At 67.8% G+C, this 12,449-nt stretch carries 8 protein-coding genes; 4 read left to right on the top strand and 4 right to left on the bottom strand.

Going from position 1 to position 12,449, the window contains the following annotated elements; translation table 11 throughout:
- Nucleotides 1-163 precede the first annotated feature (163 nt).
- Nucleotides 164-1,621, top strand: a complete 1,458-nt coding sequence (locus tag ACFWPX_RS07195) for an aldehyde dehydrogenase (RefSeq protein ID WP_378920437.1) — start codon at nt 164-166, stop codon at nt 1,619-1,621.
- Here the strand turns inward: ACFWPX_RS07195 and ACFWPX_RS07190 are convergent.
- The 4 genes from ACFWPX_RS07190 to ACFWPX_RS07175 form a co-directional block, all read right to left on the bottom strand.
- The gene (locus tag ACFWPX_RS07190) at nt 1,618-1,797 is read right to left on the bottom strand and encodes a hypothetical protein (RefSeq protein ID WP_378920439.1); all 180 of its coding nucleotides are present in this window, start codon (nt 1,795-1,797) and stop codon (nt 1,618-1,620) included. The genes ACFWPX_RS07195 and ACFWPX_RS07190 overlap by 4 nt on opposite strands.
- A gap of 236 nt (nt 1,798-2,033) precedes the next feature.
- A complete protein-coding gene (locus ACFWPX_RS07185) occupies nt 2,034-3,863 on the bottom strand; it encodes a phosphoenolpyruvate carboxykinase (GTP) (RefSeq protein ID WP_378920441.1) in 1,830 nt (609 codons plus the stop codon).
- A 250-nt stretch (nt 3,864-4,113) separates the two neighbouring features.
- Nucleotides 4,114-5,595, bottom strand: coding sequence for a hypothetical protein (locus tag ACFWPX_RS07180; protein ID WP_378926601.1), 1,482 nt, complete (start codon nt 5,593-5,595; stop codon nt 4,114-4,116).
- Nucleotides 5,582-6,691, bottom strand: a complete 1,110-nt coding sequence (locus ACFWPX_RS07175) for a hypothetical protein (protein ID WP_378926600.1) — start codon at nt 6,689-6,691, stop codon at nt 5,582-5,584. Before ACFWPX_RS07175 ends, ACFWPX_RS07180 begins: the two co-directional genes overlap by 14 nt.
- Nucleotides 6,692-6,824: 133 nt before the next feature.
- Here ACFWPX_RS07175 and trmB point away from each other — a divergent pair, with 133 nt between their 5' ends.
- The 3 genes from trmB to ACFWPX_RS07160 are packed head-to-tail and all read left to right on the top strand — an operon-like array spanning nt 6,825 to nt 12,427.
- Complete coding sequence (trmB, locus tag ACFWPX_RS07170) at nt 6,825-7,628, top strand: tRNA (guanosine(46)-N7)-methyltransferase TrmB (protein ID WP_378920447.1); 804 nt, start codon at nt 6,825-6,827, stop codon at nt 7,626-7,628.
- Nucleotides 7,625-8,341 carry an NYN domain-containing protein gene (locus tag ACFWPX_RS07165; RefSeq protein ID WP_211300370.1) on the top strand — a complete coding sequence of 239 codons (717 nt, stop codon included), beginning with the start codon at nt 7,625-7,627 and terminating at the stop codon, nt 8,339-8,341. The genes trmB and ACFWPX_RS07165 overlap by 4 nt, the downstream gene beginning before the upstream one ends.
- Nucleotides 8,342-12,427 carry an MMPL family transporter gene (locus ACFWPX_RS07160; protein WP_378926599.1) on the top strand — a complete coding sequence of 1,362 codons (4,086 nt, stop codon included), beginning with the start codon at nt 8,342-8,344 and terminating at the stop codon, nt 12,425-12,427.
- The last annotated feature ends 22 nt before the right edge of the window (nt 12,428-12,449 follow it).

The raw sequence follows: 12,449 nt of genomic DNA, 5'->3' as shown, positions 1-12,449 counted from the left end.
TGATCAGTAGCTAAAGCATCCCCTTTTCACCACCGGAACGCAATAGTGCGTTTCCCCGAAAAGCGAACCGACAGGTTGGAATTCGCAATCTTCACAGTCGTTGCGCCACAGCGAATTAGAACAGGTTGCAGACAATTCGCTCGCAAAACTGTAACGTGTTCTCATGCACTACGACAGTCTGTTCATCGGCGGGAAGTGGACCACCCCGGCCGGTAGTGACCGCATTTCTGTGGTCTCCCCTGCAACGGAGGAGACCGTAGGCAGCGTGCCCGCGGTAACGAACGCCGATGTCGACGCGGCCGTCGCCGCGGCGCGCGACGCGTTCGACAGCGGGCCGTGGCCATCGACGCCCCCACTGGAACGAGCCGAGGTACTCAGCAAGGTTGCCCGGCTGATCGAGCAGCGTTCGCCGGAATTGCTCGCCGCACTCACCGCCGAGATGGGTGCGACGACGTTAGCGGCCTTGACGCTCAATCAAATTCCCGCCGTCGCGGCATTGGACGCGCTCGTCGAGCTCGCGAAGACCTTCGCCTGGAACGAGACTCGGGTCGGCCTGTTCGGAACCTCGCGTGTCTCACGGGAACCGCGCGGTGTCGTCGCCGCGATCACCGCCTGGAATGTCCCGTTGTTCCTCGCGGCGAACAAGCTCGGACCCGCGTTGCTGGCCGGCTGCACCGTGGTGCTCAAGCCGTCGCCGCTGACTCCGCTGACCGCCAATATCCTCGCCGACATCTTCACCGAGGCGGGCCTGCCCGACGGCGTGCTCTCGGTGCTGCCCGCCGAAGCCGAGGCCAGTGAATACCTCGCCGGCCACCCCGGCGTCGACAAGGTGACCTTCACCGGCAGCACCCCCGTCGGCAGGAAGCTGGCCGCGCTGGCGGGTGAGCAGCTCAAGACCGTGTCGCTGGAGCTCGGCGGCAAGTCGGCCGCCATCGTGCTGCCCGACGTCGACCTGGCCGCGAGCATTCCCGTGCTCGCGTTCTCCGGGCTGATGAACAGCGGTCAGGGCTGCGTCGCGCAGACGCGAATTCTCGCCCCGCGCAGTCGCTACGACGAGATCGTCGATGCGTTGGTCGCGCACGTGAAGACCATGCAGACCGGCGACCCGACCGATCCCGCGACCGTGCTCGGCCCGCTGATCAGCGAAAAGCAGCGCGACCGCGTGGAGAGCTACATCGCCAAGGGCAAGGCCGAGGGCGCGCGACTGGTGCTCGGCGGCGGCAGGCCCGAGGGTGTGGAGCGCGGCTGGTTCGTCGAGCCGACGATCTTCGCCGACGTCGACAACTCGAGCACCATCGCCCAGGAGGAGATCTTCGGCCCGGTGCTCTCGGTGATCCCGTACGAGACCGAGGACGAGGCCATCGCCATCGCCAACGACTCCGACTACGGTCTCGCCGGTTCGGTGTGGACCACCGATATCGAGCACGGCGTCGAGGTGGCGGCCCGGATCCGCACCGGCACCTTCGCGATCAACTGGTACGCCTTCGACCCGACCGCACCGTTCGGCGGCTACAAGAACTCGGGCATCGGCCGCGAGAACGGCCCGGAAGGCCTCGACGCCTTCTGCGAACAGAAGTCCGTGCTCATGCCCATGGGATGGACTGCGCCCACCGCTTCCTAGTTCTCCGGCATATGGACCCGGAGTACCGGCTGCGCGGCAACCTCACCCCGGGCAGGTAGGTCGACGACCTCGACCCGCCAGCCCGGGGGCAGGACCCGCTCCAGGCGGCCCGCCACGCGCAGTAGGGGCGTGCTCGAATAGGTGTCGGACTCGGATCCGGTCACCAGATCGGTCATGCGTCAAACCACCTCTCAGCGTCGATCTCGTCGTTGACCGCGTGGCGGTACAGGAGTCTCGCAGGAGTTTCAGCTCGAGAGGCAATATATGCGACATCGCCGCTGAGGCCACCAGCGACTCTCTGACACCGACAGAAGTACCCAGAAAGAGTCCGAGGGAATCGTCCGACGAACTGTGGACAAACAGAACCGCCCGTACCGAAACGGTACGGGCGGTTCTGTGTTTACGGGGCGGATCAGCCCAAGCGCTCCTTGAGTGCTTCGAACTCGTCGCGCACGCCGGAGGGCAGCTTGTCGCCGACGAACTCGAACCATTCCTCGATCGAGGGGATCTCGTTGCGCCACTCGTCGGCGTTCACCGCGAGCGCCTCGTCGACGTCGGCGGCGACCACATCGAGGCCGTTCAGGTCGAGATCGGCGGCGGAAGGCACGTTGCCGACCGCGGTGGCCGTGGCGCCAGAGCGGCCCTCGATGCGGCCGACGATCCACTCCAGCACGCGGGAGTTCTCACCGAATCCGGGCCACAGGAAGCGGCCGTCGTCGCCACGACGGAACCAGTTGACGTAGAAGATCTTGGGCAGCTTGTTCGAGTCGGCGTTCTTGCCGAGGTCGATCCAGTGGTTGAGGTAGTCGCCCACGTGGTAGCCGAGGAACGGCAGCATCGCCATCGGGTCGCGGCGGACGGTGCCGACCTTGCCCTCGGCCGCGGCGGTCTGCTCGGAGCCCATGGTGGCGCCCATGAACACGCCGTGCTCCCAGCCGAACGACTCGGTCACCAGCGGGACGGTGGTCTTGCGGCGACCGCCGAACAGGATGGCCGAGATCGGCACGCCCTGCGGGTCGTCCCATTCCGGCGCCAGGATCGGGCACTGCGACATCGGGGTGCAGTAGCGCGAGTTCGGGTGCGCGGCGTGGCCCTCGGACTCGGGGGTCCAGTCGTTGCCCTTCCAGTCGATCAGGTGCTGCGGGTCGCCTTCGAGACCCTCCCACCACACATCGTTGTCGTCGGTCAGGGCGACGTTGGTGTAGACGGTGTTGCCCGCGTCGATGGTGGCCATCGCGTTGGGGTTGGAGCTGTTGTTGGTGCCCGGCGCGACGCCGAAGAAGCCGAACTCCGGGTTCACGGCGTAGAGCTGACCGTCCTTGCCGAAACGCATCCAGGCGATGTCGTCGCCGAGGGTCTCCGCGCGCCAGCCGGGGATGGTCGGCTGGATCATCGCGAGGTTGGTCTTGCCACAGGCGCTCGGGAACGCGGCGGCGACGTAGTAGTTCTTGTTCTCGGGCGAGATCAGCTTGAGGATCAGCATGTGCTCGGCCAGCCAGCCCTCGTCGTGGGCCATCGCCGAGGCGATGCGCAGCGAGTAGCACTTCTTGCCGAGCAGCGCGTTGCCGCCGTAGCCGGAACCGAAAGACCAGATCTCGCGGTCCTCGGGGAAGTGGGTGATGTACTTGGTGTCGCTGCACGGCCACGGCACGTCGGCCTGGCCCTCGGCGAGCGGCGCGCCGACGGAGTGCAGCGCCTTCACGAACGGGCGGTCGGTGCCCAGCTTGTCCAGCGCGGCGGCACCCATGCGGGTCATCACGCGCATGGAGACGACCACGTACTCGGAGTCGGTGATCTCAACGCCCAGCTTGGGGTCCTCGGCGCCGAGCGGGCCCATGCAGAACGGCACCACGTACATGGTGCGGCCCTTCATCGAGCCGCGGTACAGCTCGGTCATGGTGGCGCGCATCTCGGCGGGGTCGACCCAGTTGTTGGTCGGACCGGCTTCGGCTTCGGTGGCCGAACAGATGTAGGTGCGCGATTCGACGCGGGCCACATCGGAGGGATCGGACAGCGCGAGGAAGGAGTTGGGCTTCTTCTTCTCGTCGAGCTGCTTGAAGGTGCCTGCCTCGACCAGCTGGGTGGTCAGGCGATCCCATTCCGCGTCGGAGCCGTCGGCCCAGACCACGCGAGCGGGCTGAGTGAGCTCTGCGACTTCCTGTACCCAGGCGAGCAGTTCACTGTGCTCGGTCGGCGCCTTGCCGTCGGATCCACGAAGACCAGGAATGGTCGCTGAGGTCATGAAAACTCTCCTGAGATGGGCGGTTGTTCGATCCATCGATCGCCACCATGGGCGGGTAAGGCGTCCGCAGTGACCAACCGTCGCACAACCCCGATAGACGGCTGAGGAAGGCCGTACACGGACGGTGGCCGCGCATCGACTGGCAAGAGCGGACGCCCAGGTTCCTGCCTCAAGGTTAACGCGATATGACCACCGATACGGCATCGGGCTCCCTAACAGGTACCCACAGGTGTATCGGTCAATCCCACGCTCACAGCTGATCGAGCGTGACGATGTCACGCTCGCACGCGGTCAGCTGCGCGGGACGCTCCGCGACGAGCCTGCGCGCGAGCGCGTCGAGTTCGGTGACACGCCGGTCCACGGCCACCGCCCGCGCGGTCGATTCTCGCACCACGTGCTCGGCCAGTTCGGCCTCGATATCCACCAGCACCGCGGCGACACGCTGTTCGAGCTGGGCTTTGATATTCACCAGTGCCTCGGAGACCCACTGGGCCATGTGGTTGCGTTCGGCGAGCTGGCCGCGGGCGCGCACGACCCAGGCGGCCGCGCCCGCGCCGAGCAGCAGCGTCACCGGGACGCTCGCCACGTCGAGTGTCGGGACCAGCGACAGCGGAGCAACGATCAACCTGCCGAGGCCGACACCCGCCGACGCGCCGAGCGCGATCATGAGGTGATCTTCGACACCACGGTGTCTCTTGTCGGGATCTGGACCGACCCGAGGCGCCGGATCGCGGCGCCGGGTGGTGGGCGCGGCGGTGCCGATCCGGCGGGCGGCTTCGATGACCCGCTCGTCGATGACGGCGTCGACCGCGACCGACAGTTCACCGGCCGCCTGTTGCAGGCGCTGGGGGTAGGCGCGCAGGTCGGCGCGGTCGCAGCGGTCGAGCTCGGCGCGGCACCGGGTGTGCAGTGCGCGCACCATGGCGCCGAGTTCGGTGGTCAGGTCGACGCGGGCGAGCTGGACCTGGCTACGCACGGCGGCCAGACCGGTCTGACGGCCGCCGTCGCGCTCGGCGACCAGACCGATGCGTTCCTCTCTGATCCGCGCGGTGTCGGTGCCCGAGCGCAGTGCGGTGATCTGTTCGTCGATTCTGGCCCTGGTGTCGGCGAGTACGCGGGCGCGGACGGCGGTTCGGCGCTGGGCACCGTCGGCTGGTCGCCGCGCGGTGGCCGCGGCGAGGGTGGCGTGCAGTCCGGCCACGCCGGAGCGATCGAGCAGGGCCGAGTCGTCGGTGGCGCGGGCCGCGGCGGACAGCCGCGCCGAGACCGCGACGATGTCGAGGTCGGTGATGCCGCGCGCGGCGAGCAGTTCGAGATTGCGGGCGCGGGTCGCGCGCCAGTCCTGATAGGCGTGGAAGCCGTTCATGGCGAGCAGGATTCGCTGGTCGGCGGCGCGGAGGCGGTCGATCAGGGCGAACATGTCGGCGCCGAGGACACTGCCCGCGTCGAAGAGGATCAGGGCTGCGGCGGGTTCGTTTTCGGGGGTGAGGGCGGCCGGGTCGGCCAGCTCGATATGGGGTTCGAAGCGGGCGAGTTCGGTGCGGAGGAGGGTGGTGTTGGCGTCGTCGGGGGCGTAGAAGGAGATGCTGGTGCCCTCGCCCGCCTCGGCCATCGCCCGGAGCAGCGCGCCGCCCTGCGGGTTCCACCGGTCGATCACCGCGTCCACCGCTGAGGGCAGGGCGGCCGGATCCTCGGCCGATTCTTGATCGGGCGGGACCTCAGAGGCCTGCACTGGACATCCGCTCCCAGGCTCTGACATAGCCGTTGTGGACGCGCAGCGCGGCGCGCCGGGCCGAGGGGGGCATGTCGCTGGACACGACGGCACGCCAGCGGGTGGCGCGGGCGAGCGCCTCGTCGGCGTCGGCGGGCGCCGGTGACGGGTAGCCGGCGGCCAGGTGCGAGACCTGCGGGCAGGCCAATCCGGCGCACAATCCGGCCCAGAGCGCTTCGTCACCGGCGAGATAGTGCTCGATCAGCTCGCGGCCGCGTCCACCGTCGCCGGGGACCGCGCGGGCGGCCAGCCGGGTGAGCTCGTCGAGCAGTTCGCCGCCACGCACCGCTTCCACCTGCTCGTACCGGCGGTGGACCAGCTTGTGCAGCGGATCGATCCCGCTCGCGGAGTGCAGGATCTGGATGAGAGCCGAGGCGGGCAGGTCGGGGTCGGCGCGCAGGGCCGACAGCGCGCAGTCGACGCCGTAGAGATCCCAGTTGGCGATCAGCCGCCTGCGCGCTTCCTGGTCGGAGCCGCTGCCGATGAACAGATCGGCCGCCAGCACCGAGGGCACATCAGGGCCGACCGCGAGCCTGCGCAGATCGCTCAGATCGTCGGCGCTGACCGCGCCTGCCCTGGTCCGGGCCGCGACCGAGGCGACGATCGGCACGATCGGCAGCCCGAGTTCCTGCGCGTGCCGCTGCGCGGCGGCCACGGCCTCGCCCCAGCGCGCGCCCACCGCGTCGGCCTTGTTGAGCACCACCACACCGCGACCCTGCGGCACGGTGGCGAGCAGGCGATAGTCGGCGGCCTGCGGCGCACCGGCCAGCACATAGATGACCAGATCGCCGTCGAGCACCGGGTCGGGCAGCTCGGGTTGATCGACCGGCGCGGTCTCCTGTGCCGACAACAACGCCAGCGCGGCCAGCACGGTGGTCCGCCCGCTGAGGGCACGTCCCGTGATCTGGATGTGCAGCGGACGGCGACGGCGCGCCGCGGCGGCCGCGGCCTGGTCGGCGATCCCCGGATCACCCCCGCGACCTGCACTGAGAACCGAGATCAGCTCGTCGAGCTGGTCCGCGGGCCGTGTCTGTGCGAATTCGGTGACTGTCGGCATTGCGCACACCCCCTTTTCGGAGGGCATTGTGTCAGATCCGGGCCGAGCAGGGGCCGGGCGAACCTTCTGCCGACCTGGGCGGATCAGCGGTCGCACGAACTCGCCTGCGACGCAGCTGTGCGCATGCTGGACAATGGTCGACGTGAACGACGCCGCCGACCACGCCGAGCCGACCAGCCACAAGCTGTCGGAGATGCCGAACGACGCGGGCCGACGCTCGCTCACCGGCTCCCGGCTGTACCCGCGCGTCACGAGCTTCCGCACGCGGCGGGGCGCGCTGACGCCGAACCAGCAGGCCTCATGGGACAAGACGTGGCCGGTGATCGGGCGCAATGTGTCCAACGATCCCGTCGACGCCGACGCCTGGTTCGGGCGCGAGGCGCCGCTGGTGATCGAGATCGGCACCGGCACCGGCACCGCGACGGCCGCCATGGCCAAGGCCGAACCGCACCTGAACCTCATCGGCATCGAGGTGTACCAGCCGGGTCTGGCCCAGCTGGTTCAGCAGATCGAGCGCGAAGAGATCGAGAACATCCGGTTGCTGCGCGGCGACGCCGTCGACGTACTGGAGAACATGGTTGCCCCGGAATCGCTGATCGGCGTTCGGGTGTTCTTCCCCGACCCGTGGCCGAAGGCCCGCCACCACAAGCGCAGGCTGCTCCAGGCGCCGACCTTCGCCCTGATCGCCAGCAGACTCAAGCCGGGCGGAGTGCTGCACGTGGCTACCGACCACGCGGATTACGCCGAGCATATTCTCGAAGTAGGCTCCAAGGAACCGCTGTTCACCGGCCTGAACGACACCACCGGTGGCGACAGTGCCGCCAACCGCACGACCGCGCCGATCGGTTTCGAACGGCCCGTCACCAAGTTCGAAGGCAAAGGCCTGCGCGCCGGTAGCGCCATCAACGAGTTCATATGGGGGAAGATCGACAGATGAGCGTGAGTGAGATCGCCCCCGAGATGCCGGTGCCCGCCCAGGCAGGCTCCGGTTCCGAGGCGTTGAGCGGTTCCGATGTTCGGCGTGTCCTGTTGGTCTGGGACGCGCCGAACCTCGACATGGGGCTCGGCGCCATCCTCGGTGGACGTCCCACCGCCGCTTATCGCCCCCGTTTCGATGCGCTCGGCCGCTGGTTGCTGGCCCGCACCGCCGAGATCTCGGTCGCCTCCAAGGGGCGCATCGAGGCCGAGGCCACCGTCTTCACCAATATCGCGCCCGGCACCGCCGACGTGGTCCGCCCCTGGGTGGAAGCGCTGCGCAATGTCGGCTTCGCGGTGTTCGCCAAGCCCAAGATCGATGAAGACTCCGATGTCGACGCCGACATGCTCGCGCACATCGCGGCCCGTCAACGCGACGGTGGTTTAGCCGGAATCATGGTCGCCTCGGCCGATGGTCAGGCGTTCCGTGAACCGCTGGAGGCCATCGCGGCCAAAGGAATCCCAGCTCAGGTGCTCGGATTCCGTGAGCACGCGAGTTGGGCGGTCACTTCGGATACCCTCGGGTTCGTCGACCTCGAGGACATCCCCGGCGTGTTCCGGGAACCGCTACCGCGGGTGAGTCTCGAGTCGCTGCCCGACGAGGGTGCCTGGCTGCAGCCTTTCCGGCCGCTGTCGGCACTACTCACTTCTCGCCCTGGTCAAGGAGTCGCTTAAGTGTTCACCCGCTGGGGCGATCTGGTCTATCGGTTCCGCTTCGCCGTCATCGTGGTTGTCGGTGGAGCCATGTTGGCGTTGGGTGCCTACGGCATGGGGCTCGGGCCTCGGCTGAGCCAGAGTGGCTGGTTCGATCCTGGCTCGGAGTCGGTGCAGGGCGCGCAGATCGCCGACGGGTCTTACGGTCGCGACCACCAAGCCGACGTCATCGTCATGTACAACGCCCCCGAGGGCAAAACGATCGATGACCCGGAGTTCTCGAAGAAGATCGTCGACAGCCTGACTTCCGTCGTCGCCGAACATCCCGATCAGATCGGCAAGATCAACGGCGCCTATTGGAAGGTGGGCGACTCGCCCGCCGTGCCGTCAGCGTTCGGGTCCAAGGACAAAAAGCACGCGTTCGCCTCCATCGCGATCGCTGGTGACAACGACACGGTCATGATGGCCAATTACCGTGCCGTACAAGACGTCTTCACAATTCCCGGCGTCGATGTCGAGGTCTCGGGCCTGCAGCCCATCGCGGTCACCCTGACCGACACCATGGACCACGACGTCAAGCGGATGGAAGTGCTTGCCCTCCCCGCGGTGGCGATCCTGCTGTTCTTCATCTTCGGTGGCGTCGTCGCTGCCGCGTTGCCGCTGATCATCGGCGGTTTGACGGTCATCGGCGCCACCGGCATCGTCATGGTGTTGACCAACTTCGTCGAAGTCAACTTCTTCGTCACCGCTGTCGTCTCGATGATCGGTCTCGGCCTCGCGATCGACTACGGCCTGTTCATCGTCAGCCGCTTCCGCGAGGAATTGGCCGAGGGCTACTCCACGCGCGCCGCCGTCCGGCGATCGGTGATGACCGCTGGACGAACAGTGGTGTTCTCCGCGACGATGATCATCGCCAGCATCGGCGGCATCCTGATCTTCCCGCAGGGATTCCTGCGCTCGGTCGCCTACGGCACTCTCGCCGCCGTCTCGCTGGCGGCACTGACCGCGGTCACGATCCTGCCTGCGATGCTGGGCATCCTGGGCCCGCGCGTCGACATGCTCGGTCTCAAGTGGTTCCGCAAGACCAAGACCGCCGAGCAGGTCGAGAACGGCTTCTGGGGCAACCTGACCCGCTGGGTCATGCGGCACCCACTCAAGATCGCCATCCCGATCACCATCGGCCTGCTCCTGCTGATCATCCCGGTCAAGGATCTGGCGTTCGGTGGCATCAACGAGAAGTACCTCCCGCCGGACAACCAGACTCGTTCCGCGCTCGAGCACTTCTATGAGGTCTTCCCGCTGAAGAAGACCGACCCGATCCAGCTGGTCTTCGTCTCGGACAACACCAATGCGATCGGCAAGGTCTGGAAGGAAGCCAACCAGGCTCCCGGGCTGGTCGGCCCCTTCGAAGTGCCGGTCAAGTCGCCGACCAACCCCGAGGTGTTCCGCACCTCGGCGACCCTGGTCGATCCCACCAACAACGCCGAACCGACCATCGACTACCTTCGCGCGATCGAAATACCCGACGGCGTCACGATGTATGTCACCGGTCAGCCCGCGCTCATGGCCGACAGCATCGACACGCTGCTGGAACTGATGCCGTGGATGATCCTGATCGTCCTGGTCACCACCACGATCCTGATGTTCCTGACGTTCGGTTCGCTGGTGCTGCCGATCAAGGCCGCGTTGATGAGCGCGCTCGGTCTCGGCTCGACGCTGGGCATCCTCACGTGGATCTTCGTCGACGGCAACGGCGCGACCCTCCTGAACTTCACGCCACAGCCGATCAGCGCACCGGTCTTGATGCTGATCATCGCGATCATCTACGGCTTGTCGACCGACTATGAGGTGTTCCTGCTCTCCCGCATGGTCGAGGCACGCGCCCAAGGCGCGTCGACCACCGAAGCCGTGCGGATCGGTACCGCGCAAACCGGCAGGATCATCACTGCTGCCGCGCTGATTCTGCTGGTCGTGACCGGCGCGTTCGCGTTCTCCGACATGGTGATGATGCAGTACATCGCCTACGGCATGATCGCGGCGCTGTTCATCGACGCCACCATCCTGCGCATGCTGCTTGTCCCCGCGATCATGAAGCTGCTCGGCGACGACTGCTGGTGGGCGCCGAAGTGGATGAAGCGGATCCAGGAGAAGATCGGCCTGGGCGAACCCATCCTCGACGACGAACGCCCCGAGCACGGTGGCGTTGTCGACCTGGTGAAGACCACGCCGATCACCGACCCGCCGACCATGCAGATGACGGCGGTCCCCGACTCCAAGCTGGCCCGCACCCCCCGCAGGCCGCGCACGGTCGCCGAGATCGAGGCCGAGGCCCCGACCCAGCGCATCGACAAGATCACCGATGCCGAATCCGCCGAGCCCGCACGTGCGCGCCAGCCGATGTCGCCCGATCCGACGCGCCCCCGCGCCTCGATGTTGTCCTCGGGTGAGCCGACGCGGGAATTGCCGGTGGTCAAGCCGGGTACACCCGCGAAAGCCGATCAGGAAGATGCGGCGAAGCAGGAGGACTCCGGTCTCGACCTGCCGCAGTACGTGTCCGGCGAGCCGACCCAGGTTCTCCCGATCGTGAAGCCGAACACTCCGGATCCCGCCCAGGGACATGGCGATTCGACCCCGGATACCGCCGCGGACGAAGACCGTGGCTACTCGGGGCCGAGTTTCGGCACACCCCCCATACCTCTCACCGACCTCGGTGATCCCAAAACCGGCCCCGGCGGTGCCACTCGCTCCGCCAACGGGCGCGGACAGACGAACGGCAACGCCGGTACCACCGCGCCGGACGCCGAAACCCCCAGTGGGCCTTCGATCTCCCGCCCCGGCCCGGTCGACAGCGGGTCCGGCCTCGACCTGCCCGGCATCGTCACCGGTGTTCCGCCGCGTGGCTCCGCACGCGTGCAGCCGCCCGCGGGGTACACGCCAGGAGTGATCGGCGAAACTCCTCGGGTGTCGACGCCCGACGAGACCGGCGATGGCGCCGGATTCGGTACGCCCCCAGCGGATTTGCCGCAACGGCCGAGCATCGTCCCCCCGGCCAGGCCGAGCATGGTGACGCCGCCGCCCCGCGGGATCGTGCCACCGCCCGCACCCAGGATCGTCAATACGCCGCCGAGCCAGGCGACACCGGCCCCGCGCGCGGGCGATACCCCGCCGAGCGGAACCTTCAGTGGGTTCAGCCCGGTGACCTCGTCGAATCTCCGGCCGGTCACGCCCGACTCTCCCGCACCCGATTCGGGCACCCCGGCCGAGCCGAGCCGTCTGTCCGACCAGGCTGATGCCGCAGTGCGCGACACGGATTCGCACGGATTCGAGCCATCGAGTCCCGACCTCTCCGCGGCACCCGGCGCGCATCGCGCCGAGGCCTACCCCGGCAACGCGGCTCGCGCGCAGACCCAACCCGATTCGCCGATCCCGCCGCAGAGCGTTTTCGGCACTGCGGTGCCCGTCGAACCGCAGCCGAGCACCCCGTGGAACAACGGCATGACGAGCCCTGGCACGCCACGCGGTTTCAATACGCCCGACCAGGACAGCGGACCACGGTTCACGCCGGTCACGCCCTCCTCGGCGGACAGTGCGGGCGACCGTGCCCGTCCCGCCTTCGAGCAACCGGCGGACTTCGCCGGTGCATCGAATTCAGCCGGTGCCCAGCCGGATTCGACTCGCCCGGCAGGCGTGGTGCGTCCGCAGGTGGCGCCACCGGGATTCACCGAGGTCGAGCGCGAAACCGCGCCTTCGCCCCGGCAGCCGGATTCACTGGCAACACCGGGTCGGGAAGCTGCCGACGAGGTACCGACCGGCCAGGCCGGCACCCCGGGTCAGTGGCAGGCGCCTTCCGGTTTCACCGCCGTCCCGACCCCCGCCGCCTCGCCCTCGGAGCCTTCCGACTCGGCCCCGTCGGCCTCGGTCGAAACCGATTCCACCGCACCGGAATCCGGCGAACCCCAGGCGGATACCCGCAATGAGATCGAGAACTGGATGGCTCAGTTGCGCTCGTCTCGCCGCGGTACACCGGCGGACGAGGGTCGCCATTCCGGTAACGAGGGCCGGACTGTCAGCGTGAACGAACTTCTGCGGCGACGTGAGGACGACTGAGAGTTCGGGGATCGCCGGTGGA

Origin of the sequence: Nocardia sp. NPDC058518 (assembly GCF_042719655.1) — a bacterium.
In the GTDB taxonomy this organism is placed as follows: Bacteria; Actinomycetota; Actinomycetes; order Mycobacteriales; family Mycobacteriaceae; genus Nocardia.
This window is presented reverse-complemented; position numbering and strand designations above follow the sequence as displayed.

What these genes read in the sequence shown, in the direction of transcription:
- ACFWPX_RS07190 (WP_378920439.1), bottom strand. Translation starts at nt 1,797, where the DNA reads ATGACCGATCTGGTGACCGGATCCGAGTCCGACACCTATTCGAGCACG.
- trmB (WP_378920447.1), top strand. Translation starts at nt 6,825, where the DNA reads ATGGTCGACGTGAACGACGCCGCCGACCACGCCGAGCCGACCAGCCAC.
- ACFWPX_RS07195 (WP_378920437.1), top strand. Translation starts at nt 164, where the DNA reads ATGCACTACGACAGTCTGTTCATCGGCGGGAAGTGGACCACCCCGGCC.
- ACFWPX_RS07185 (WP_378920441.1), bottom strand. Translation starts at nt 3,863, where the DNA reads ATGACCTCAGCGACCATTCCTGGTCTTCGTGGATCCGACGGCAAGGCG.
- ACFWPX_RS07165 (WP_211300370.1), top strand. Translation starts at nt 7,625, where the DNA reads ATGAGCGTGAGTGAGATCGCCCCCGAGATGCCGGTGCCCGCCCAGGCA.
- ACFWPX_RS07175 (WP_378926600.1), bottom strand. Translation starts at nt 6,691, where the DNA reads ATGCCGACAGTCACCGAATTCGCACAGACACGGCCCGCGGACCAGCTC.